This is a genomic window from Kitasatospora sp. NPDC056446 (assembly GCF_042796115.1).
Lineage (GTDB): Bacteria > Actinomycetota > Actinomycetes > Streptomycetales > Streptomycetaceae > Kitasatospora.
Map to the genome: position 1 here is coordinate 43,187 of NZ_JBHTRF010000048.1, position 21,922 is coordinate 65,108.

Below are 21,922 nucleotides of genomic sequence, written 5' to 3' on the forward strand. Positions count from 1 at the left end.
CTGAGAGGTCGCGAGAGGTCGCGCGAGGTCGCGAGGTCGCGTGAGGTCGCGAGGTCGTGATGCGGGGTGGTGGTGGTGGTGCGGCCCCAGTCAGCTGCCGGTGCCCCGGTAGGCGCGCAGTCCGGCGCGCCAGGCGAGTCCGGCTGCCGCGGCGCAGAGCACGGCGGCGACCGGCGAGGCGTACTGGAAGGCGGTGGGCAGGCCGAGCGGGTCGGGCCGGTCGAGGATGCGCAGCGCGGGCAGCCAGTTGACGAAGGCCAGCGGGACGCCGAAGACCACCCCGGCGACGAGCTCCTTGGCGAAGACGGTCGGCGGGTAGTGCAGCAGCGTCGCGCCGCCGTAGGTGAAGGAGTTCTGGATCTCCTTGGACTCGCCCCACCAGAACTGGACGGTGGCGCCGCCGATGAACACCGCGCCGAAGATCACGCTGCCGCAGACCAGCAGGACGGGCACCAGCAGCACCCGGTCCCAGGTCCAGTGCACGTCCAGGACCACCAGCGACCAGACGAGCACCGCCGCGGCCTGGAGCGGCCGGCCCAGCCGGAGCAGCGAGAAGCGTTCGGCGCACAGCTGGGAGAGCGCGGGCGCGGGCCGGACCAGCATGGAGTCCAGCGTGCCGTTGACGATCCGTACGCCGAGTCCGTCGGCCGAGCCGACCAGCATGTTGGCGACGCCGAGCGAGAGGGTCGCGGTGCCGTACAGGAAGGCGATCTCGGGCAGGGTCCAGCCGCCCAGCCGGTCGGTGTGCCGGAACATGATCATCAGCACGACGAAGTCGAGGAAGTGGATGACCAGGCCCGCCAGCAGGTTCAGCGCGAAGGAGGCCCGGTAGGACATCATCGAGCGCATCCACATCCGGGCGCAGAGCCACCAGGAGCGGACCGCCCACGCGGTGCGGGGGCCGAGGCGCTCGCGCGCGATCCGGTCGCCGGCCGCGGACCGGGCGCCGGCGCGGTGGTCGGCCGTGAGCTGCTCAGCCACCCTGCACCACCACCTTGCGGGTGGCGAGCCACTGCGCGCCCCGCCCGGCGGTGAGCAGCACGGCCGCCCAGGCGAGCTGGAAGCCGAACTCCGCGAGCAGCCCGCCGCCGCTCGCGCGCTCCAGGAAGACGTCCGTCGGCACCTTGATCAGGGCCGCCCAGGGCAGCACCACGGCGAGGTCGCCGAGCGGGCCGGGGAACAGGGCGATCGGCAGCAGCATCCCGGAGAAGAACATCGAGACCACCAGCACCACCGAACGCACGCCCTCCGAGTCGTGCAGCCAGAAGCCGGTGATCGAGACCAGGAAGCGCAGGCCGAAGCTGACGACGACCGCGAGCAGCACGGAGAGCAGGAAGAACGCCCAGGTCAGCGGGTGCTCGGGCATCCGGGTGCGGAACACCAGGGCGCCCAGGAACAGGGGCACGGTGCCGCGGACCAGCAGGTGGAAGGCGGCGCGGCCGAGGTCGGTGGCCAGCCACCAGCCCTGGAAGTCGACCGGGCGGTAGAGGTCGACGGCGATGTCGCCGCTGCGGAAGCGGTCCTGGACGTCGTCCTGGAAGCCGCCGCCCCAGACCGCGACGGTGACCAGCAGGCCCTGGCTGACCCAGATGTAGGTGACGGCCTGGCTCTGGTCGTAGCCGCCGAGGTTGGGGCGGGCCTGCCAGAGGGCGAGGAAGGAGGAGGCCAGGATGACGCCGAAGACGGTGTTGGTGAAGGTGCCGGCCAGGGTGGCGGCCCGGTAGGTGGAGTAGCGGCGGAAGGCGCCGCGGGCGACGGCCGCGTACAGGCCGAGGGAGGCGCCCAGGGAGCCGGTGGCGGCGGTGTCGGGGTCGGCGGCGGGGACCGCCCCGGGATCGGGGGGTCGCGCTTCGACGGGGGCAGCGTTCGGCATATTGTCTCCTTGTCGACAAATACGGGCAGAGAGGTACCCGCACGCGTCCGCACACGCCCCAGCGGCTCCGACCGGCCGGACCCGGGGGTGCCGGGCCTGGCGGGCGGAGCTGCCGAAGTGGGTGCGCTATGAAGTTCGCATCTTTCACCGTACCTCCGGCCCCCACCGCCCGCACCCGGTTTTCCGACAGCCGTCCGCACCACCGCACCGGACGCCCGATCAGCCCCCACCCGGACACCCGACCACCCCGCCGGCCGGACCACCCCGGCCCCGGCACCCGCCCCGGCGCCCGCGACAGCGCTCGAAGCACACCACCCCGCACGTCAGACCCCGATCCGCCCCTGACCGGACGTCAAATAGCACATAATCTCGCCATGACCTTGAGCACCCGCCGCCAGGCCAAACGGGCCGCCCGCCGCGAGGCCCGCCGCGCCCTCCCGTTCTGGCGCCGGCTCCTGCCCACCTGGCGGGTCACCCTCGGCACGCTCACCGCGCTGCTCCTGCTCGCCGTCGGCGGCTTCGCCGTGCTCTACGTCATCGTCCCCGTGCCCGACCCCAACGCCCACGCCGTCGCCCAGAACAACATCTACCTCTACGCCGACGGCACCACCGAGATCGCCCGCACCGGCGCCGTCAACCGCACCGACGTCACCATCGACCGGATCCCGCTCCAGACCCAGCAGGCCGTCGTCTCCGCCGAGGACCGCAGCTTCTACCAGAACCGCGGCATCGACCTGAAGGGCATGGTCCGGGCCGGCTGGAACACCCTCCTCGGCAAGGGCATGCAGGGCGGATCCACCATCACCCAGCAGTACGTCAAGAACTACTACCTGACCCAGGACCAGACCATCGAGCGCAAGGGCCGCGAACTCCTCATCGCCCTCAAGGTCGACCAGCAGCGCGACAAGAAGGACATCCTCGCCGGGTACCTCAACAGCAGCTACTTCGGCCGCGGCGCCTACGGCATCCAGAGCGCCGCCCACGCCTACTACGGCGTCGACGTCTCCGAACTCGACCTCGGCCAGGGCGCCTACCTCGCCTCCCTGCTCCAGGCCCCCAGCCTCTACGACGTCCGCACCGCCACCCCCGCCAACCGCGAGAAGGCCATCGCCCGCTGGAACTACGCCCTCGACGGCATGGTCCAGCTCGGCTTCCTCACCACCGCCGACCGCACCGCCGCCACCTTCCCCGAACCGATCGACCCCCAGCCCGCCACCGGCCTCTCCGGCCAGGCCGGATACCTCGTCGGCGTCGCCGACGACTACCTGATCTCCTCCGGCACCATCGACGCCGCCACCCTCAAAGCCGGCGGCTGGCGCATCACCACCACCTTCGACAAGCCCCGCCAGGACGCCTTCGCCAAAGCCGTCCAGACCGAACTCACCGACGAGCTCGACCCCGCGTCCCGCCCCGCCACCGACACCGACGTCCGCGTCGCCGGCGCCTCCGTCGAACCCGCCACCGGCCGCGTCGTCGCCGTCTACGGCGGCCCCGACTACGCCAAACAGCCCTACAACGACGCCCTGCGCCAGGACAACCAGATCGGCTCCACCTTCAAACCGATCGACCTCGCCGCCGGACTGATCGCCCAGCACACCCTCGACGGCCGCCCGATCACCGTCGACTCCCACTACGACGGCACCAGCGAACGCCCCGTCACCGGCGGCCCCACCCCGTACGCGCCGCCCAACGAGGACGACACCGACTACGGCAGCATCACCCTGCGCTACGCCATGGTGAAGTCCGTCAACTCCGTGTACGCGCAGGAAGGCGTGGACGCCGGACTCGCCCGCGTCCGCGACACCGCCGTCAAGCTCGGCATCCCCGACAGCGTCCGCGGCATGGACCCGGCCAACACCTCGATGACCCTCGGCACCGCCACCCCCAGCGCCCTCGACCTGGCCGGCGCCTACGCCACCCTCGCCAACCACGGCCAGGCCCACACCCCCTGGTCCGTCCTCAAGCTCGAACGCGTCAACCCCGGCGGCGCCGTCGACGTCCCCAAGACACCCGAGCACACCCCCACCGACGCCGTCGCCCGCGGCATCGCCGACTCCGTCACCGATGTCCTGCGCGACGTCGTCAGCCCCCGCGGCACCGGCGCCGCCGCCCTCGACCTCGGCCGCCCCGCCGCCGGCAAGACCGGCACCACCGACTCCAACCTCTCCGCCTGGTTCGCCGGCTACACCCCCGAACTCACCACCGCCGTCGGCCTGTTCCGCGAGAACCCGAAGACCCACGCCAAGGAACCGCTGGCCGGCACCGCCGGACTCACCCGGATCAACGGCGGCGCCTTCCCCACCAAGATCTGGACCGCCTACATGACCGCCGCCCTCGACGGCACCCCCACCCAGCAGTTCGACCTGCAGACCGGACACGACACCCCCGGCCCGGACACCTGGCCCACCCCCACCGGCAGCACCTCCCCCAGCGCCACCGCCACCCCCACCACCGGCGGCGACCACACCGCCACCAACCCCGCACCCGGCGGAGCCCCCACCCACGCCCCCAGCACACCCCCCACCACCGGCGAACCCGCCCCCGGCCCCGGGCCCACCACCCCCAGCCCGCAGGCCCCCCAGCCCACGTCCAGCCAGGAACAGCCCAGCCCCACCCCGCGACCCACCCAGACCCGGCCGCCCCGGCCCACCGACCCGCCCACCGCCAGCGGCGGGCCCGCCACCCGGCCGGCCGCGACCACCACGCCGTAGGTCCCGAAGCCGCGGGCCCGGACTACCGCGCCGCCACCAGCTCCCGCTCCAGCGGCGTCCGGAACCGCGGCGTCACCCGCACCTCCCCCAGCCACCCCGCCAACCGCTCCGCCTCCGCCGCGACCGCCCGCCCGGCCTCCGCCCCGACGTCCCGGAACAGCCGCCACACCACCTCGCCGTCGGCCCGCTGCGCCCAGCCGCCCACCACCTCGCCGCACCACCACACCGTCGGCCCGGCATTGCCCGCCCGGTCGAACAGCGCCGGCACGTCCTCCGGCCGCAGGTACCAGTCCCGCCCGCGCCAGCCCATCACCGCCGGATCCAGCCCGGGCAGCAGCGCCGCCCACGGCTCCGGCTCCGCCACCGGCGCCTCGTCACCCGGCAGCACCAGCCCGGCCGCGCCGCCCGCCAGCTCCACGCCCAGCGCGCCGACGTCCGACAGTGCCGCGCGGACGTCCCCCAGCGTCCAGCCCGTCCACCACTTCACGTCCTCGACCGTCGCCGGACCGTACGCGGCCAGCCAGCGCCGCACCACCTCCGCCTTCGCCTCCCGCACCGGCACCTCCGGCCACTGCGGCACCAGCGCCCACGGGTAGCTGTTGCTCAGCCACGAACCGCGCGGACGACAGCGGCGCACGTGCCCGTCCGACGCCAGCAGCCGCAGCAGCCGGCTGCCGATGCTCTGCCTCGCCTCGTACGCCTTGCCCGCCGACATCAGCATCGACTCGCGCAACTGCGGTACGTCGTCGCCGAGTTCCTTGGTCGTCGCCTCCCCGCGCAGCGCCAGCGCGGCCAGCACCTCGCGCTCCGTGGCGGCCAGCCGCTGCTCGCTCCAGCCCTCGGCGTGGTCCCGCAGGTGCTTCAGCAGCGTCGCCCGCTCCTTCACCGCGATCGCCCGCGCCGCCGCCGAGCCCACGTACGGGGCGAAGCCCTCCGTCACCGCGAAGAGCGTCCGCCGCATCGACAGCAGCTTCACCAGCGAGACGTCCTCGTACAGCGCCCGGTCCACCTCCCCCGCCGACGGCCCGGCCAGCCGCGCGCACGCCGACACGTACACCGTGGCCGGATCCGACGCGTGCAGCCCGACCACCGCGTCGGCCACGTCCTCCACCCGCGCCGCCCGCGCCGAAGGCACCAACAGCTGCCGCCGCCCCAGCCGGGCCCGCCGCTCTCCGTCACCGATCACCGGCACACGCCTCGTCATGCCCGGACCCTAGCCCCCGCCACCGACAGATCCGACCCGGCGCCCGCACCCCCGGGCGTGTCCCGGCCCGCGCCCCCAGCCGTACCCTCGGCCGTACCCTCGGCCGCGCCCTCGGCCGCCAGCTCCGCCGCGAGGTCCGCGAACTCCGCGAGCAGCGGCGAGGTCCGCCCCGCCGCCCAGGCCAGACAGACCCGGGTGGGCGCGATGTCGGAGATCGGCACGTGCACCACGTCCGAACGGGTGTAGAACGCCGCCACCGACAACGGCAGCACCACCATCCCCTCGTGCGCCGCCACGTACTCCAGCTTCTCCTCCACGGTGTCCGCACTCGGCCGGGCCCGCTCCAGCCGACGCCCCGCCGGCACCGCCAGATCCCGCCACTCCGGGACCGCGTCCGGATCCTGCAGCAGCCGCTCCCCGCCCAACTCGGCCATCCGCACCGACGGTTCACCCGCCAGCCGGTGCCCGGCCGGCAACGCCACCACCCGCGGCTCGGCGAACAGCGGGCGCAGCGCCAGCCCCCGCTGGTCCACCGGCAGCCGAACGAAGGACACGTCCACCCGGCCGTCCAGCACCACCTGCGCCTGGTCCCGCCAGGACGTCCGGACCACCTCCACCGCCAGCCCCCGGTGGCGCCCGCACATCGCCCGCGCGACGGCTGTCACCGTGATCCCCGGCATGAACCCCACCACGAACCGCTCCCGGTCGTCCGCCGACCGCCCCACCCGGCGCCGCAACGCCTCCGCCGCCGCCAGCAGCTGCGGCGCGTCCTCCAACAACTGCCGCCCCGCACACGTCAGTTCCGTCGACCGCCGGTCCCGCCGGAACAGCTGCGCGCCGAACTCCGCCTCCAGCGCCCGGATCTGCCGCGACAGCACCGGCTGCGCGATGTGCAGCTCGGCCGCCGCCCGGCCGAAGTGCAACTGCCGCGCCACCGCCACGAAGTACCGCAGCTTCCGCAGATCGACGTCCATCGCCCGCCCGCCCATCGCCCGCCCTCCGGCAACCCACCTGCACTGATACCCCGAGGGTATGACAGCGGACGGAACAGGTCTTGGACCGCACCCGCCCGCGCGACGCAGGATCGAACCACCTTCCCCGCACCGCCCCCGAAGCCCGAAAGGCACCACCATGCCCCTCACCGACCAGCGCGTCGTCGTCCTCGGCGGCACCTCCGGCATCGGCCTCGCCACCGCCGACCTCGCCGCCCGCCGCGGCGCCCGGGTCGTCGTCGCCTCCAGCCGGACCGGCAGCGCCGAACGCGCCCTCGCCACCCTGCCCGCCGGAACCACCGCCGAGGTCGCCGACCTCACCGACAGTGCACAGGTCGCCGCCCTCTTCGACCGCCTCGGCCCCATCGACCACCTGGTCTTCACCGCCGGCGAACCGCTCGCCCTGACCCCCCTCGACGAGCTGGACCTCGACACCGCCCGCCGCCTCTTCGCCCTGCGCTACTTCGGCGCCCTCGACGCCGTCCGCGCCGCCGCGCCCCGACTGCGCCCGGGCGGCTCCGTCACCCTCACCTCGGGCACCGCCGGCCTGCGCCCCGGGCCGGGCTGGAGCGTCGCCGCGAGCATCTGCGGCGCGACGGAGTCCCTCGTCCGGGCCCTGGCCGTCGAACTCGCCCCGATCCGGGTCAACGCCGTCCGGGCCGGCATGGTCCGCACCCCGCTCTGGTCCGGCCTGCCGGACGCCGACCGCGAACAGCTCTACGCCACGACCGCCGCCGGCCTCCCGCTCGGCCGGATCGGCGACCCGGAGGACGCCGCCGAGGCCTACGCCTACCTGATGGAGCAGCGCTTCGCCACCGGCACGGTCGTCACCGTGGACGGCGGCACCCTGATCGCCTGACCGGGCCGACCCCTCACCGGGGGCCGGTCCCGGGGCCCACGGGTACGGCGCTCACAGGTACGGCGCTCACAGGTACAGCCCGGTCGAGCCCTCCGTGTCGCCGAAGCGGGTCGCGGCGACCGCGTGCAGGTCGCGCTCGCGCAGCAGCACGTAGGTCGCGCCCCTGACCTCGACCTCCAGCTTGTCCTCCGGGTCGTACAGCACCCGGTCGCCCGGCTCCACCGAGCGCACGCTCTGGCCCACCGCGACGGCCTCGGCCCAGGTGCAGCGCTTGGACAGCTCCGCCGTCGCCGGGATCAGGATGCCGCCGGTCGAGCGGCGCTCGCCCTCACTGCCCTCGATCCGCACCAGCACGCGGTCGTGCAGCATCCGGATCGGCAGCTTCTCGCCCAGGCGGTCGTGCCGGACCAGGTCGTGCGGATGGTCCGAGTGGGTCTCGTCGTTCGTACTCACGGTCCCGAAGGTACCGCCCCCGGGCGCGGAGCGTGACGCTGGCCCGGCAATGCGCGGGGCCGGACGCACACCGCGCCCGGCCCCGTCCCGTCCCTCGGGTCAGTCCTTGCGGCGCTTGCGGGAGGAGGCGACCAGCAGCACCAGGCCCACGCCGACCAGCGCGGCCGGGACGATCCGCTCCCGGCGCGGCTGCCCCTTCTCGTCCACGAACTGCGCCCTGACCTTGTCGACCAGGCCGCTGGCGGCCACGTACGCCCGGCCGGCCTTCTCCTCGACGGAGGCCACCGCCTTGGCCTTGACCTGGGCGGAGATCGTGCTCGGGTGGACGCGTACGGCCAGCTCGTCCAGGGTCGCCGCCAGCCGGCCGCGCGCGTTCTCGATGTCCGCCTCGATCTGGGCGGTCGTCCGCGCCGACTTGTCCTGTGTGCTCGCCTCGCCCACTCGGGCCACCCCATTCACTTGCCGATGTTCTTCTGCGTCGTTCAGTGCGATCCGTACGATCCGCGCGACTGCCCCAGTGTGTCAGCTGCCACGCACGGCCGCGCGGCCCCACCCACCATCGGAGGTAAGTTTGCCGTGGTACGACCGCCCGTCACAGCAGCACGCACCAGGAGAGTCCACCCATGACTGAGCGTCTCCAGCCCGGCGACACCGCGCCCGCCTTCAGCCTGTCCGACGCCGACGGCAACCAGGTCTCCCTCGCCGACCACGCGGGCCGCAAGGTCGTCGTCTACTTCTACCCCAAGGCGCTCACCCCGGGGTGCACCAAGCAGGCCTGCGACTTCACCGACAACCTGGAGGTCTTCGCGGGCGCCGGCTACGACGTCATCGGCATCTCGCCGGACCAGCCGGAGAAGCTCGGGAAGTTCCGCGAGACCGAGAACCTCAAGGTCACCCTGCTCTCCGACCCGGACAACAAGGTCCTGGAGGCGTACGGCGCCTACGGCGAGAAGCAGAACTACGGCCGCACCTACCAGGGCGTGATCCGCTCCACCGTCATCGTCGACGAGCAGGGCAAGGTCGAGCGCGCGCTCTACAACGTCAAGGCCACCGGCCACGTCGCCAAGCTGCTGCGCGACCTCAAGATCGAGGCCTGAGCCGGCCGGCTCCTCCCCGCACTCCCAGGAACGACGAAGCGGTGGCGGCACACCCCCCGACCGGGTGCGCCGCCACCGCCGTTCCTCACCTCAACGGACCGCTATCGGATCAGCAGGCCCCGAGGTCGTTCCAGACTCCCCACGAGCCGCTGGCCGTGGGGTCGTCGCCCTTGGTCCACCACTTGTTCTGGTAGTAGTGGCCCTTCCACGAGACCTTGGTGGGGCTCGCGTAGGTGGTGCCGGCGTCCCAGCCCGGCGCACCCGCGCATCCGGCCGGCGTGGTGGGCGGGGTGGTCGGCGGCGTGGTGGGAGGCGTCGTCGGCGGGGTCGTCGGAGGCGTGGTCGGGGGCGTGGTCGGCGGAGTGGTCGGAGGCGTCGTGCCGCCGTCCGTCGTGCCCCGGGTCAGGTCGCCCTTGATCCCGTACAGCGTGCCGGCCACGTTGACCGTCCAGTTCGACGGCGTGGACACCGGCAGGTAGTAGACGAAGTCCATGTCCACCGACGCGCCCGGCGCCAGCGACTGCCAGCCGGGCAGCTTGACCGACACCCGGTTGTAGGTGCCCTTCAGACCGCCCACGTTGCCCGGGCCCGGGTTGTCCTGCTTGATGACCTGGAGGCCGAAGCCGGACTGGTCCTTGGCGTTGCCCGGAGCCGAGTTGCTGTAGTCGAACTGGAACTCGGTGCCGCCCGGCAGGGTCAGCGTCGAGTTGTTGACGATGTGCAGCTTCGGGTTGATCGGGTAGTTCGAGTCGCCCAGCGCGAAGTTGGTGAACGACACGTCGACCGGCAGGGTCTGCTGCGGCAGCGCGACCGTCGAACGGGTCGCCCCGTACGGGGTCGCCGACTTGAACTTGTCGTACATCAGCGAGGTCAGCGTCGAACCGGGCACGTACTCGCCCTTGCCGCCGTTCGCGGCGGCGTCCCACTTGTAGTCGCCCGCGAGCTCCCAGATCATCGCGCCGCCGGCGCCCTGGTTGACGATGTAGTCCGCCTTGGCGCCCACCGACTGCTCGTCCTCGGTGGACAGGAACACCTTCTTGGCGTCGTTCCACAGCCACGGCGCCACCAGGGCGGAGCTGTAGTTGCGGGCATAGGTGCCCTGCAGCGCGGTGTCGGACACGCCGTACTTGGCCAGGTAGTCGGGCAGGATGCCCTTCTCCAGGTTCTTCGCGTGCCACATCGGGTTCGACCCGGCCGGGGACTCCTTGCCCGCGTCGTCCTTGTCGTTCCAGATGTTGTCGATGCCGACCGCGCCGTCACCGCAGGCGGTCAGACCGGAGCCGACCGGGCAGGTGGTCGCCGAGGCCGTGCCCCAGAGCCCGTTGGTGCCGCCCTGGACGTTCTTGAAACCGCGGGTGTAGTACGGCAGGCCGACGTTGATCCGGCCGCCCGGCATGGCGCCGCGGAAGTAGTGGTACGACCAGTCGGCGTTCAGGTAGCCGATGCCGCCGTACTGCGCGGTGCCGTACACGTTGGCCGCCGCCAGCTCGCCGTCCTTGCCGTCGTCGAACAGCGAGGCGTTCGGGCCGACGTACTTGTTCCAGGCGCCGTGCAGGTCGTACGACATGATGTTGACGTAGTCCAGGTACTGCGCCACCTGGAAGGTCTCCATGCCGCGCAGCAGGTAGCCCGACGACGGGGCCGCGACCGACAGCAGGTAGTGCTTGCCGTCGGCGGCGCCGGCCTTGTCCAGGTTCTCCCGCAGCGTCTTCATCAACGCCGCGTAGCCCTTGGCCAGCGAGCCGCGCTTGGAGTTGGCGAGCTGCCAGTCCAGCGGGTTGCCGGCGTCCTTCATCGAGGTCGGGTACTCGTAGTCGACGTCGACGCCGTTGAAGCCGTACTTGCGGATGAAGTCGACCGAGGAGGCGGCGAAGGTGTCGATGCCCGCCTGGTTGACGCTGCCGTCCGGGTTGACGGTCATCGAGTAGAAGCCGCCGGTGTTGACGCGCTTGCCGTCGTCCCCGAAGTAGCCGCCGGTCTCGGTCCAACCGCCCACCGAGATCATGGTCTTGACGTTCGGGTACTGCTTCTTGAACTTCGTCAGCAGGTTGAAGTGGCCCTTGTACGGCAGCGTCGGGTCCAGCTGGGCCGCCGGAACGCCCGGGAAGTCGATCCCGGTCGCCTCGTTGGTCGGGCCGTCCGTACCGACCGACAGCTTGTTGTCGCCGCCGACGTGCCCGAACGCGTAGTTCAGGTGGGTGACCTTGTCCCAGGGGACGTCGCTCACCAGGTACGGCTGGTCGCCGTTCTTGCCGGTGCGCCAGCCGGTGAAGTAGCCGATGATGCGGCGCTGGTGGTCCGCGCCCATCTTCTCGCGCCCGCCGGTGTCGTAGACGGAGCAGTACGGGACGTCCACCCCGGGCGTCTGGTACAGCCCGTCGGGCCGACAGGCCGCGTTGTCGACGGTCGCCGCCGCCTGCGAGGGCGCCGCACCCAGCGTCGCCATCAACAGCCCGGCCAGCGAGGCCGCCGCCAGCGAGGCCACACCGGCCCTGGCCGCCGGACTCCTGCGTCGCCGAACGGCGGTGGGACGCCGCTCCGCGGTGTTTCGGATCAACACTCGGTCCTCCAGGAGAGAGTGTCGGCACGTGCCTGTGGGGGAGCACGCACGTGGGGGATTGCAATTGGCGCAGAAGCTATGTGGTCTGAACCACATAGGTCAATAGGTCTGTACCAATTGGTAATCAAAAGCCAAACATCACAGGTCGGAACCCCCCGACAACCAGTCAGACCCCTGGCCGAAACCCCACCACCCGTAACCAAACCCCCACCCGATCGTTCGCATACCAGGGGGACGGGCACACAACTGCCCGAAGGGGGAACAATCATGGCAATCGAGTACACCGACGAACTGCTCCTGAGCGTCGCTGCCGCTGCCGGCTCGCTCGACGAGATGCTGACCGCACTCGGCCGGGAGCCGAATCGCGACCGGCGCAAGTACCTGCGCCGCAAGCTCACCGAGTACGGGATCGACACCTCGCACTTCCGCCCGACCGGGAGCGTCTACACCCGGGAGATCCTCCAGGAAGCCGTGTCGGCGTGTCACAGCGTGGCCGGGGTCGTACGCTACCTCCACAAGCGCCAGGCCGGCGGCACCCAGGCCCACATCGGGCGCCGCATCAAGGCGCTCGGCATAGATACTTCGCACTTCACCGGACAGGCCCACGCCCGCGGCAAGCGGCTCCCCACCAGAATCCCAGCGGAGCAGCTTCTCGTCCGACGCCCTACGGAAGCCAAGCGGATCCCCGGTTCACGGATCCGCAGCGCCTTGGCCGAACTCGGCCGACCGGAACTGTGCGAGGAGTGCGGCACCGGCCCCGAGTGGCGCGGACGCCCGATGACCCTGGAGGTCGACCACATCAACGGCGACTGGTCGGACAACCGGCCGGACAACCTGCGGCTGCTCTGCCCGAACTGCCACGCCGTCACTCCGACCTACTGCCGAAGGAAGAAGGGCGATCGCGCCATCCGGTGACTACCGAAACTGAGGTGTCGACCGTTCTGAGATCCCAGTAACATGTTGGCCAGCAGGACAAGCGGCCGTGGCGCAGTGGTGACGCAGACGGTTTAGGTCCGTTGGCCCGTGAGGGCTTGAGGGTTCGAATCCCTTCGGCCGCACATAGAAAACCTTCAAATCGAAGGCCCCGACCGAATGAACCTCGGTCGGGGCCTTCGCCCTTCTCAGGCGGTGAGGGCCTTGACGACCGGGGCGAGGGCGCGGAAGGCCTGGCCGCGGTGGCTGATCGCGTTCTTCTCGTCCGGGGTGAGTTCGGCGCAGGTGCGGGTCTCGCCGAGGGGCTGGAGGATCGGGTCGTAGCCGAAGCCGCCGTCGCCGGCCGGGGCGGTGCGCAGGGTGCCGAGGAGGCGGCCCTCGACGACGCGCTCGGTGCCGTCGGGCAGGGCGAGGGCGGCGGCGCAGAAGAAGTGGGCGCCGCGGTGCGGCTCGGCGATGTCGGACAGCTGGGCGAGCAGCAGGTCGAGGTTGGCGCGGTCGTCGCCGTGCTTGCCGGACCAGCGGGCGGAGAGGATGCCGGGCGCGCCGTTGAGGACGTCGACGCACAGGCCGGAGTCGTCGGCGACGGCGGGCAGGCCGGTGGCGCGGGCCAGGGCGTGCGCCTTGAGCAGGGCGTTCTCGGCGAAGGTGATGCCGGTCTCGGGGACGTCCGGGATCTCGGGGTAGGCGTCGGCGCCGACGAGTTCGACGTCCAGACCGGCGTCGGTGAGGATCGCGCGGAGCTCGGCGACCTTGTGCTGGTTGCGGGTGGCGAGGATCAGACGGGTGGACATATCGCCCACCCTATCCAGAGTCCGGTCCGGTCAGCCCGTGCAGGCCGAGGTGAGGTTGCCGGCCGCGTTGCCGAGCGGCTTGAGGTCGGGGACCTCCTTCTTCTCGACGGCGCCCTGCACGTTGTCGACCTGCTTCTGGAGGTCGGTCACGGCCTTGGCGACGTCGGTGTTCTTGGAGTTCTTCCCGACCTGGTCGAGGTCGCTCTTGAGCTTCTGCAGGGCCTTGCCGGCCGCCGCCGAGTCGTTGCTGGCGTTGTCGTAGGCCTTGGTGACGTCGGCGATGTCGCCGGTGATCTTCACGGCGGTGTTGCCGCAGTCGATCGCCTTCTGCGCGGCGGAGCAACTCACCATGCTGAGCGGGAGGATCGCGATCAGTCCGGCCACGGCGAGGGCGGTGGGGCGGGCGATGCTCGACGGCATCCGGTCCTCCTGTGGGGCGCGGGTTCCGTGGTGTGGGACGCGCGCCGGGGGGTGCGCGGTTCCCGCAGCGGGAGTGCTGCGGGAACCGTACGGTCTCCGGGCCCGGCCTGTACAGCAGGCCGGGGCGCGGGGCGTCCGTCCTGAGCCACGGCCGCGGGGCCCGCGCCGGTTCAGCCTTCGAGGGCCTTGCGCTGGATCTCGTCGAGCTCGGCGCAGCCGAGGCTGCCGAGGTCGAGCAGCCGGTTCAGCAGGTCGCGGTCGAAGGGCGCGCCCTCGGCGGTGCCCTGGACCTCGACGAAGCGGCCGTCGGCGGTGCAGACGATGTTCATGTCGGTCTCGGCGCGCACGTCCTCCTCGTACCGGAGGTCGAGCATCGGGGCGCCGTCGATGATGCCGACGCTGACGGCGCTGACGCCGCCGGTGATGGGCTGGCCCTTGGCGCGCAGGAGCTTCTTGTCGCGGGCCCAGGCGACGGCGTCGACGAGGGCGACGTAGGCGCCGGTGATGGCGGCGGTGCGGGTGCCGCCGTCGGCCTGGAGGACGTCGCAGTCGAGGACGATGGTGTTCTCGGCGAGGGCGCGGTGGTCCACGACGGCGCGCAGCGAGCGGCCGATGAGCCGGCTGATCTCGTGGGTGCGGCCGCCGATGCGGCCCTTGACGGCCTCGCGGTCGCCGCGGGTGTTGGTGGCGCGCGGGAGCATGGAGTACTCGGCGGTGACCCAGCCTTCGCCGCTGCCCTTGCGCCAGCGGGGGACGCCCTCGGTGACGCTGGCGGTGCACAGCACCTTGGTGTCGCCGTAGGAGATGAGGACGGAGCCTTCGGCGTGCTTGCTCCAGCCCCGTTCGATGGTGATCGGGCGGAGCTGTTCGGGGGTGCGGCCGTCGATGCGTGACATAGGCACCGAGCGTAGTGGCTGCGGACGGCGGTTCCGATCCGGCTCGGCCCGGTGCGGCGGCCGTCGTGGCGGCGGTTGCGGCGGCCGTCGTGGCGGCCGTCGCAGCGGGCCGGTGTGCCGCGGTCGGGCGCCGGGTACGCCGCGGCCCGCCGTCCCCCTGAGCGGGTCGGCGGGCCGGGGCGGGTGAGCCTGGTGGCTCAGGTCACATCATGTCCTCGATGTCGGCGGCGATCGGGTCGGCGTCGGTGCCGATGACGACCTGGATCGCGGTGCCCATCTTGACGACGCCGTGGGCGCCGGCGGCCTTGAGGGCGGCCTCGTCGACCAGGGAGGCGTCCTTGACCTCGGTGCGCAGGCGGGTGATGCAGCCCTCGACCTCTTCGATGTTGTCGATGCCGCCCAGACCGGCGACGATCTTCTCAGCCTTGCTGGCCATCTGATTTCTCCCTCTGTCTCGGCCCGCCGGCCGCTCTGCCGGGTGCCGTCCTGCGCTGTGCTGTGGGGGTCGTCCCTCGACCGGGGGGCGGTGAGGTCCGTGCCGGTGGCTGACGCGGGTTCAGCTGCGGTCGTGCTGCCGAGCAGCGCGACCAGCATCACCCGTGACGGTCCGGTTTGCCACGTTAGTCCACTTTCGGCCCATCCCGGCGGGCAGGCTCCCGCCCGCCGCCCGAGGATGGCGATCAGCGGGGCCAGCGTCCCGGAGTGCGGCCTGCGTACCAAAGTGGTCTACACCAATATATGTGTACTCCGATGAACGCAGAAAGCACCCCCGGGTGTTCCTGGGTCCGCCCGAGGGTCCCGCAAGGGGCCACCGGCCGGCAACTGCTCGCGGAGAGGCCAAGGATGAGTTCGGCAGGCGCCACAGCCCCGCAGACGACGTGGTGGCACACCTTCTACGGCGGCCTCCAGAAGATGGGCCGTTCACTCCAGCTGCCGGTGGCGGTGCTCCCGGCGGCGGGCATCCTCAACCGGCTCGGCCAGCCGGACGTGTTCGGCAAGGACGGCCTGGGCTGGAACAACGTCGCCAAGGTCTTCGCCTCGGCGGGCGGCGCACTGCTCGACTCCTCCTTCGGCCTGCCGCTGCTGTTCTGCATCGGCGTGTCGATCGGCATGGCGAAGAAGGCGGACGGCTCGACGGCACTGGCCGCCGTGGTCGGCTTCCTCGTCTACTACAAGGTCCTGCACGCCTTCCCGGAGAGCTGCAAAGCGCCGACGATCCTGGTCAGCGACCAGTGCGTGGACTACACCTCGGCGAAGGCCGCCAACGCGACGTACCAGAACCCCGGGGTGCTCGGCGGCATCCTGATCGGCCTGATGACGGCCTGGCTGTGGGTGCGGTTCCACCGCACCAGGCTGGTCGACTGGCTGGGCTTCTTCAACGGCCGCCGCCTGGTGCCGATGATCACCGCGCTGGTCGGCATGGTGACCGCCGTCCTCGCCCTCTGGGTCTGGCCGCCGATCGGCCGGGGCCTCAACGACTTCTCGCAGAACCTGGCCGATCTCGGCGCGGGCGGCGCCGGCATCTTCGGCCTGTTCAACCGGGCACTGCTGCTGATCGGCATGCACCAGTTGCTGAACACCTTCGTCTGGTTCCAGTTCGGCGAGTTCACCAAGACCGACGGCACGATCGTGCACGGCGACATCCCGCGTTTCCTGGCGGGCGACCCGACGGCCGGCCAGTTCCTCTCCGGCTTCTTCCCGATCATGATGTTCGCGCTGCCGGCCGCCGCGCTCGCAATCGCGCACTCCGCCAAGCCGCACCGGCGCAAGGAGATCTACGGCCTGATGCTCTCGCTCGGCCTGACCTCCTTCGTCACCGGTGTCACCGAACCGATCGAGTACTCCTTCGCCTACATCGCCCCGGCCCTGTACGCCGTGCACGCGCTGCTGACCGGCGCCTCGATGGCGGTGACCTGGGGGCTCGGGGTGCACGACGGGTTCAGCTTCTCGGCCGGCCTGATCGACTACGTGATCAACTGGGGGCTGGCCACCAAACCGTGGCTGATCATCCCGATCGGCCTGGTCTTCGCCGCCGTCTACTACGCGCTCTTCCGGTTCATCATCGTCAAATTCGACCTGAAAACACCGGGGCGGGAGGACGAGAACGAAGTCGAGGACGTCACCAAGGCCTGACCCCGGACATCACCGAATTCCGCTCCGCAATGGCCCTCGGACCCGTCGGTCCGGGGGCCTTCGGCATTTCCGGAAAGGACTTGGTACCCGCCCTCCCTCTCAATTCCGGCGCCCTTCCCCGACTCGCCGCCCGCGCACCCGCCCCGGCACCGCCGACGGCACGGTGACAGGCCCCGAGGACCAGGGCGAGGACCCCGACGAGGCGCCCCGCGGGCGGGCGGGCACGCCCCGGCACCGCTCGGCGACGCACCGCCACCGTTCCGGGGGCGGGCCCTCCGGCCGGGGACCGACGGCCGGAAAGCCACGGATTGCCCGATAGGCGAACGCCACGGAACGGCGTCCACCCCCCGGTCGTGAGCTTCGCCACCGTCACGGGCAGCCCAGCCGCACTCCGGTCGCACCGCGCCGGCCCCGCCCTCACCCCGACCCCGCACCCCGACCCGCGCTCGGGCCGCATCCCGCCCACGCCCGGCGCGCGGCCCGCACCGGCGGCCCGCGCCACCCGCCCGGCCCCGCCGGTGAACCTTCCGGACCCGCCGCCCGTTCGCGCACTCCCGGCCGCCCCGGGCCGGGTCCGCCACGGGTCGTTATTTTGTTGCGCAAATAGCCAAAATCCCAATCCCGGCACTAATCATGATCGTCGTTCCGGAAGTAGGTTTCGATTTCATAGCGCTTCCGCGTGACGGCCCTTTCCAGGGTTCCCCCCCTTGTCCACCCGTGCTACAAAACTGGTCTACACCACACGTGGTGTAGACCAGTTCGCGGTTCGGCCCCCTGTGCCTTCCCCCGACCGACCGCCATGCCGTTAGGAACCCACCCCCATGAGTCAGTCTGCGCAGGCACCGGCGCCCGCCACGGCTCCGGCCTCACCAAGCCCCGCCAAGAAGTTCGGCCAGAACGTCCTCCAGGGCCTGCAGAAGATCGGCCGGAGCCTCCAGCTGCCGGTCGCCGTCCTCCCGGCCGCCGGCATCCTGCTCCGGCTCGGCCAGCCCGACGTCTTCGGCAAGGACGGGCTCGGCTGGGGGAAGGTCGCCGAGGTCTTCGCCACCGCCGGTGACGCCGTCTTCAAGAACCTCGCGCTGCTGTTCTGCGTCGGTGTCGCCATCGGCTTCGCCAAGAAGGCCGACGGCTCGACCGCGCTGGCCTCGCTGGTCGGCTACCTGGTCTTCAAGCAGGTGCTCACCGTCTTCCCGATGGCCGGCACCGTCACCGACGCCCTGCCCGCCGGCAAGCCGCAGGACCCGGGTGTCTTCGGCGGCATCGTGGTCGGCCTGCTGAGCGCCGTGATCTGGCAGAAGTTCCACCGCAAGAAGCTCGTCGACTGGCTCGGCTTCTTCAACGGCCGCCGCCTCGTGCCGATCATCATGGCCTTCGTCGGCACCCTGCTCGGCGTCGTCATGGGCCTGCTCTGGGGCCCGATCGGCACCGGCCTGACCAACGCCAGCGACTGGCTGACCGGTCTCGGCGCCACCGGCTCCGGCATCTACGGTGTCGCCAACCGCGCGCTGATCCCGGTCGGCATGCACCAGTTCCTGAACACCTTCTTCCAGCAGCAGGTCGGCAGCTTCACCGACGCCTCCGGCCACACCTGGACCGGCGACATCCCGCGCTTCTTCCACAACGACCCGACCGCCGGCCAGTTCATGTCGGGCTTCTTCCCGATCATGATGTTCGGCCTCCCGGCCGCCGCCATCGCGATCGCCCACGCCGCCCGCCCCGAGCGCCGCAAGGCCGTCATGGGCATGATGATCTCCGTCGCGCTGACCAGCTTCGTGACCGGTGTCACCGAGCCGATCGAGTTCTCGTTCATGTTCATCGCGCCGGTGCTCTACCTGATCCACGCGGTGCTGACCGGCCTCTCGATGGCCGTCACCTGGGGCCTGGGCGTCCACGACGGCTTCGGCTTCTCGGCCGGTCTGATCGACTACGGGCTCAACTGGAACCTGGCCACCAAGCCGTGGCTGATCATCCCGATCGGCCTGGTCTTCGCGGCGCTGTACTACTTCCTCTTCCGCTTCGCGATCACCAAGTTCAACCTCAAGACCCCCGGTCGCGAGGACGACGACGAGATCGAGGACGTCACCAAGGCCTGACGCCCGCGCCACTCCCCCCGTCCGGAAGGCCCCGCCCCACCGCTGCTCCCCCAGCGGCCGGGCGGGGCCTTCCGCGTACCCGGGGCCCGCCGCCTCTTGCCTGCTGCCCGCGGCCCGCCCCGCCGCCCATCGATCCCACCGGATGGGAACGACGGTTGACGAACCGACGGAAGCCCTGGTCAACTGAAGCGGTGAACGCCTCGTGCCCGCTGGTCACCCGCAGCCACATCGACTTCGGTCGCGTGTGGTCCGCGGCGTGTCGCGGCTGAGCTGACCGTTCCCCCGCCGCCGCCCGGCTGACGTCCCGCCCGGTGCCGGTCCTCCTCCCCTCCCGCCCGTCCGGGTTCCGCCCACGGGCCGTCACCGCGCATCCGTAGGCGTCCGTACGCCGCTGCCGCGCACCGTGCCGCCGTACGGTCCGGCCGGTGCGCGCACGCGTCCGCACGAGGAAAGTCAGGCTCGCCATGCCCCGCCAGCTCCACCTGTCCGCCGCCCTCGACAGCCCCGGCCGACTCGACGCCGGGCACTACACCGGCCTCGCCCGCCTCGCCGAGCGGGCCACCCTGGACTTCGTCACCCTGGACGACTCCTTCACCCCCGAGCCGAGCCGCCCCGACGCGCTCGCCACCCTCGCCCGGATCGCCCCGCTGACCGGCCGCGTCGGGCTGGTGCCGACCGTCACCACCACCCACACCGAACCGTTCCACACCTCCATCTCCGTCAACACCCTGGACTGGGTGAGCGAGGGCCGGGCCGGCTGGCTGGTCGGCGTCTCCGCGACCGAGGCCGAGGCGAGGGCCTTCGGCCGCCGCCCGGTCGCCGCCGAGGACGAACTGTGGGCCGAGGCCGCCGACGCCGTCGAGGTCGCCGCCCGGCTCTGGGACAGCTGGGAGGACGACGCGGAGATCCGCGACACCGCCACCGGGCGGTTCATCGACCGCGACAAGCTGCACTACATCGACTTCGAGGGCCGGTACTTCTCGGTCCGCGGCCCGTCCATCACCCCGCGCCCACCGCAGGGCCGGCCGGTGGTCGCCCTGCCGGTGGCCGCGGCCGACCTCGCGCCCGACGCCTCCCCCGGCGGACGCGCCCGGGTCGCCGCCGCGATCCGGCACGCCGACATCGTCCTGCTCGACGCCCCCGACCGGGCCGCCCGGCTGGCCGCCGCCACCGAACTGCGGCTGCGCGCCGGCGAGAGCCTGCGGATCCTGGCCCGGCTCGGCACCGGCCTCTCCGCCCTGCCCGACCGCGCCGCCGAGGAGCGCCTGCTCGCCGAACTCACCGCGACCGGCACCGGCGTCGACGGCTTCCACCTCGTCCCCGCCGACCCGGAGCGCGACCTGGCCGCCCTGGCCGGCCGGATCGCCCCGGCCCTGCGCGCCGCCGGACTGCTGCGCACCGAGTACACCGGCCGCACCCTGCGCGAGCACCTCGGCCTGGCCCGCCCGGCCAACCGCTACGCCACGACCGCCGCCGTCCCCGCCGCCTCCCCCGCTTCCCCCGCCCTCGCCGAGGTGACCCGATGACGGACCGCCCGCTCAAGCAGATCCACCTCGCCGTGCACTTCCCCGGCGTCAACAACACCACGGTGTGGAGCGACCCGGCCTCCGGCAGCCACATCGAGTTCGAGTCCTTCCGCCGGCTCGCGCAGACCGCCGAACGCGGGAAGTTCGACTACTTCTTCCTCGCCGAGGGCCTGCGGCTGCGCGAGTACAACGGCCGCATCCACGACCTGGACGTGGTCGGCCGCCCCGAGTCGATCACCGTGCTGAACGCGCTGGCCGCCGTCACCGAGCGGATCGGACTGGCCGCCACCGTCAACGCGACCTTCAACGAGCCGTACGAACTGGCCCGCCGCTTCGCCTCGCTGGACCACCTCTCCGGCGGCCGCGCGGCCTGGAACGTGGTCACCTCCTCCGACCCCTTCACCGGGGAGAACTTCCGCCGCGGCGGCTACCTCGACCGCGCCGACCGCTACACCCGGGCCGCCGAATCCGTGCAACTGGCCCGGGAGTTCTGGGACGCCGGGCCGGAGGGCGTACGCCACCGCGGCCCGCAGTTCGAGGCCGAGGGCCGGCTCTCGCTGCCGCGCCCCCCGCAGGGCCACCCGGTGGTGATCCAGGCCGGGGACTCCGACGAGGGCCGGGAGTTCGCCGCCGCCACGGCCGACGTGATCTTCACCGTGCACTCCGCGCTCGCCGCCGGCCAGGCCTTCCACGCGGACGTCAAGCGCCGGCTCGCCGCGTACGGGCGCAAGCCGGACGAGCTGAAGATCATGCCCGGGGCCACCTTCGTCCTGGGCGACACCGACGCCGACGCGGCCGAACGCGCCGCCGAGGTCCGCCGGGCCCAGGTCGGGCCGCAGACCACGATCGCCTTCCTGGAGCAGGTCTGGGGCGTCGACCTCTCCGACCACGACCCGGACGGGCCGCTGCCCGTCATCGACCCCGACCCGGACAGCGCCCTGGTCCAGGGCCGGGTGCGGTTCGGCGACCCCCTGGCCGTCGCCGAACGGTGGCGGGCGATCGCCGCCGAGAAGCGGCTGACCAGCCGCGAACTGGTGATCGAGGTGACCGGCCGGCAGTCCTTCGTCGGCTCCCCCGCCACCGTCGCCGCACAGATCGACCACTTCGTGCAGAACGACGCGGCCGACGGCTTCATCCTCATCCCGCACCTCACCCCGGGCGGGCTGGACGAGTTCGTCGACCGGGTGGTGCCGCTGCTCCAGGAACGCGGGGTGTTCCGCACCGATTACACCGGCCCGACCCTGCGGGACCACCTCGGACTGCCCGTCCCCGGGCGGCGCTAGGGCCCGTCTTCAAACCCCCCCCTGCGGGGGGTTGTAGAAGGGCCCGAACGTCGAGCCCCCCGGGCGGGGGCTTTTAAACAAAAACGAGCCCACCA

19 protein-coding genes and 1 tRNA gene are annotated in these 21,922 nt (G+C 72.0%); 9 read left to right on the forward strand and 11 right to left on the reverse strand.

All coding sequences use genetic code 11. From position 1 onward, the window contains the following. Positions 1-90 precede the first annotated feature (90 nt). Both ACFQ6N_RS26510 and ACFQ6N_RS26515 read right to left on the reverse strand, forming a co-directional pair. Positions 91-981, reverse strand: a complete 891-nt coding sequence (locus ACFQ6N_RS26510; protein ID WP_380653867.1) for an ABC transporter permease — start codon at positions 979-981, stop codon at positions 91-93. Beyond that, complete coding sequence (locus ACFQ6N_RS26515) at positions 974-1,873, reverse strand: ABC transporter permease (protein ID WP_380653869.1); 900 nt, start codon at positions 1,871-1,873, stop codon at positions 974-976. Before ACFQ6N_RS26515 ends, ACFQ6N_RS26510 begins: the two co-directional genes overlap by 8 nt. Positions 1,874-2,247: 374 nt before the next feature. On the opposite strand from ACFQ6N_RS26515, the gene ACFQ6N_RS26520 reads away from it, so the two are divergent. Next, positions 2,248-4,584, forward strand: a complete 2,337-nt coding sequence (locus tag ACFQ6N_RS26520) for a transglycosylase domain-containing protein (protein WP_380653872.1) — start codon at positions 2,248-2,250, stop codon at positions 4,582-4,584. Positions 4,585-4,606: 22 nt separating this feature from the next. On the opposite strand, the gene ACFQ6N_RS26525 is transcribed toward ACFQ6N_RS26520, so the two are convergent. Continuing rightward, positions 4,607-5,788: a winged helix DNA-binding domain-containing protein gene (locus tag ACFQ6N_RS26525; RefSeq protein ID WP_380653874.1), complete on the reverse strand. Its 1,182-nt coding sequence runs from the start codon at positions 5,786-5,788 to the stop codon at positions 4,607-4,609. Next, on the reverse strand, positions 5,785-6,762 hold the full coding sequence (locus tag ACFQ6N_RS26530; RefSeq protein ID WP_380653877.1) for a LysR family transcriptional regulator: 978 nt from the start codon (positions 6,760-6,762) through the stop codon (positions 5,785-5,787). The genes ACFQ6N_RS26525 and ACFQ6N_RS26530 overlap by 4 nt, the downstream gene beginning before the upstream one ends. A gap of 157 nt (positions 6,763-6,919) precedes the next feature. Between ACFQ6N_RS26530 and ACFQ6N_RS26535 the strand changes: the two genes are divergently transcribed. Further along, entirely contained in the window at positions 6,920-7,639 is a 720-nt protein-coding gene (locus ACFQ6N_RS26535) for an SDR family oxidoreductase (RefSeq protein WP_380653880.1), read from the forward strand. 66 nt (positions 7,640-7,705) lie between these two features. Here the strand turns inward: ACFQ6N_RS26535 and ACFQ6N_RS26540 are convergent, their stop codons facing one another. Together ACFQ6N_RS26540 and ACFQ6N_RS26545 are read right to left on the reverse strand one after the other, a co-directional pair. Further along, the gene (locus ACFQ6N_RS26540; RefSeq protein ID WP_079136310.1) at positions 7,706-8,008 is read right to left on the reverse strand and encodes a co-chaperone GroES; all 303 of its coding nucleotides are present in this window, start codon (positions 8,006-8,008) and stop codon (positions 7,706-7,708) included. A gap of 183 nt (positions 8,009-8,191) precedes the next feature. Beyond that, complete coding sequence (locus ACFQ6N_RS26545) at positions 8,192-8,533, reverse strand: DUF3618 domain-containing protein (RefSeq protein ID WP_380653883.1); 342 nt, start codon at positions 8,531-8,533, stop codon at positions 8,192-8,194. A 182-nt stretch (positions 8,534-8,715) separates the two neighbouring features. Between ACFQ6N_RS26545 and bcp the strand changes: the two genes are divergently transcribed. Further along, positions 8,716-9,189 (forward strand): thioredoxin-dependent thiol peroxidase, encoded by a 474-nt coding sequence (bcp, locus tag ACFQ6N_RS26550; RefSeq protein WP_350521819.1) that lies wholly within the window; start codon positions 8,716-8,718, stop codon positions 9,187-9,189. 109 nt (positions 9,190-9,298) lie between these two features. Here bcp and ACFQ6N_RS26555 read toward each other — a convergent pair whose 3' ends face one another. Then, complete coding sequence (locus ACFQ6N_RS26555; protein ID WP_380653914.1) at positions 9,299-11,635, reverse strand: chitinase C-terminal domain-containing protein; 2,337 nt, start codon at positions 11,633-11,635, stop codon at positions 9,299-9,301. Between the two features lie 381 nt (positions 11,636-12,016). On the opposite strand from ACFQ6N_RS26555, the gene ACFQ6N_RS26560 reads away from it, so the two are divergent. Beyond that, positions 12,017-12,664: an HNH endonuclease signature motif containing protein gene (locus ACFQ6N_RS26560; protein WP_380653886.1), complete on the forward strand. Its 648-nt coding sequence runs from the start codon at positions 12,017-12,019 to the stop codon at positions 12,662-12,664. Positions 12,665-12,725: 61 nt separating this feature from the next. Then, a tRNA-Leu gene (locus ACFQ6N_RS26565) sits at positions 12,726-12,807 on the forward strand. Positions 12,808-12,870: 63 nt separating this feature from the next. On the opposite strand, the gene rdgB is transcribed toward ACFQ6N_RS26565, so the two are convergent. The 4 genes from rdgB to ACFQ6N_RS26585 all read right to left on the reverse strand — a co-directional run bounded on the left by rdgB (position 12,871) and on the right by ACFQ6N_RS26585 (position 15,228). Further along, complete coding sequence (gene rdgB / locus ACFQ6N_RS26570; protein WP_380653889.1) at positions 12,871-13,476, reverse strand: RdgB/HAM1 family non-canonical purine NTP pyrophosphatase; 606 nt, start codon at positions 13,474-13,476, stop codon at positions 12,871-12,873. A gap of 30 nt (positions 13,477-13,506) precedes the next feature. Continuing rightward, positions 13,507-13,896: a hypothetical protein gene (locus tag ACFQ6N_RS26575; RefSeq protein WP_380653892.1), complete on the reverse strand. Its 390-nt coding sequence runs from the start codon at positions 13,894-13,896 to the stop codon at positions 13,507-13,509. 170 nt (positions 13,897-14,066) lie between these two features. Further along, complete coding sequence (rph, locus tag ACFQ6N_RS26580) at positions 14,067-14,792, reverse strand: ribonuclease PH (protein ID WP_188296696.1); 726 nt, start codon at positions 14,790-14,792, stop codon at positions 14,067-14,069. A gap of 202 nt (positions 14,793-14,994) precedes the next feature. Then, entirely contained in the window at positions 14,995-15,228 is a 234-nt protein-coding gene (locus tag ACFQ6N_RS26585; RefSeq protein WP_030060521.1) for a glucose PTS transporter subunit EIIB, read from the reverse strand. A 407-nt stretch (positions 15,229-15,635) separates the two neighbouring features. On the opposite strand from ACFQ6N_RS26585, the gene ACFQ6N_RS26590 reads away from it, so the two are divergent. The 4 genes from ACFQ6N_RS26590 to ACFQ6N_RS26605 all read left to right on the forward strand — a co-directional run bounded on the left by ACFQ6N_RS26590 (position 15,636) and on the right by ACFQ6N_RS26605 (position 21,827). After that, positions 15,636-16,925 (forward strand): PTS transporter subunit EIIC, encoded by a 1,290-nt coding sequence (locus tag ACFQ6N_RS26590; protein ID WP_380653894.1) that lies wholly within the window; start codon positions 15,636-15,638, stop codon positions 16,923-16,925. 821 nt (positions 16,926-17,746) lie between these two features. Then, a complete protein-coding gene (locus tag ACFQ6N_RS26595) occupies positions 17,747-19,018 on the forward strand; it encodes a PTS transporter subunit EIIC (protein ID WP_380653897.1) in 1,272 nt (423 codons plus the stop codon). A 464-nt stretch (positions 19,019-19,482) separates the two neighbouring features. Next, the gene (locus ACFQ6N_RS26600) at positions 19,483-20,544 is read left to right on the forward strand and encodes an LLM class flavin-dependent oxidoreductase (RefSeq protein WP_380653900.1); all 1,062 of its coding nucleotides are present in this window, start codon (positions 19,483-19,485) and stop codon (positions 20,542-20,544) included. Further along, complete coding sequence (locus ACFQ6N_RS26605) at positions 20,541-21,827, forward strand: LLM class flavin-dependent oxidoreductase (RefSeq protein WP_380653903.1); 1,287 nt, start codon at positions 20,541-20,543, stop codon at positions 21,825-21,827. The genes ACFQ6N_RS26600 and ACFQ6N_RS26605 overlap by 4 nt, the downstream gene beginning before the upstream one ends. The last annotated feature ends 95 nt before the right edge of the window (positions 21,828-21,922 follow it).

Coding starts and splice junctions, on each gene's coding strand:
- ACFQ6N_RS26605 (WP_380653903.1), top strand. CDS start 20,541: ATGACGGACCGCCCGCTCAAGCAGATCCACCTCGCCGTGCACTTCCCC.
- ACFQ6N_RS26530 (WP_380653877.1), bottom strand. CDS start 6,762: ATGGACGTCGATCTGCGGAAGCTGCGGTACTTCGTGGCGGTGGCGCGG.
- ACFQ6N_RS26560 (WP_380653886.1), top strand. CDS start 12,017: ATGGCAATCGAGTACACCGACGAACTGCTCCTGAGCGTCGCTGCCGCT.
- rph (WP_188296696.1), bottom strand. CDS start 14,792: ATGTCACGCATCGACGGCCGCACCCCCGAACAGCTCCGCCCGATCACC.
- ACFQ6N_RS26515 (WP_380653869.1), bottom strand. CDS start 1,873: ATGCCGAACGCTGCCCCCGTCGAAGCGCGACCCCCCGATCCCGGGGCG.
- ACFQ6N_RS26575 (WP_380653892.1), bottom strand. CDS start 13,896: ATGCCGTCGAGCATCGCCCGCCCCACCGCCCTCGCCGTGGCCGGACTG.
- ACFQ6N_RS26520 (WP_380653872.1), top strand. CDS start 2,248: ATGACCTTGAGCACCCGCCGCCAGGCCAAACGGGCCGCCCGCCGCGAG.
- ACFQ6N_RS26590 (WP_380653894.1), top strand. CDS start 15,636: ATGAGTTCGGCAGGCGCCACAGCCCCGCAGACGACGTGGTGGCACACC.
- ACFQ6N_RS26600 (WP_380653900.1), top strand. CDS start 19,483: ATGCCCCGCCAGCTCCACCTGTCCGCCGCCCTCGACAGCCCCGGCCGA.
- ACFQ6N_RS26535 (WP_380653880.1), top strand. CDS start 6,920: ATGCCCCTCACCGACCAGCGCGTCGTCGTCCTCGGCGGCACCTCCGGC.
- rdgB (WP_380653889.1), bottom strand. CDS start 13,476: ATGTCCACCCGTCTGATCCTCGCCACCCGCAACCAGCACAAGGTCGCC.
- ACFQ6N_RS26540 (WP_079136310.1), bottom strand. CDS start 8,008: ATGCTGCACGACCGCGTGCTGGTGCGGATCGAGGGCAGTGAGGGCGAG.
- bcp (WP_350521819.1), top strand. CDS start 8,716: ATGACTGAGCGTCTCCAGCCCGGCGACACCGCGCCCGCCTTCAGCCTG.
- ACFQ6N_RS26595 (WP_380653897.1), top strand. CDS start 17,747: ATGAGTCAGTCTGCGCAGGCACCGGCGCCCGCCACGGCTCCGGCCTCA.
- ACFQ6N_RS26555 (WP_380653914.1), bottom strand. CDS start 11,635: ATGGCGACGCTGGGTGCGGCGCCCTCGCAGGCGGCGGCGACCGTCGAC.
- ACFQ6N_RS26525 (WP_380653874.1), bottom strand. CDS start 5,788: ATGACGAGGCGTGTGCCGGTGATCGGTGACGGAGAGCGGCGGGCCCGG.
- ACFQ6N_RS26585 (WP_030060521.1), bottom strand. CDS start 15,228: ATGGCCAGCAAGGCTGAGAAGATCGTCGCCGGTCTGGGCGGCATCGAC.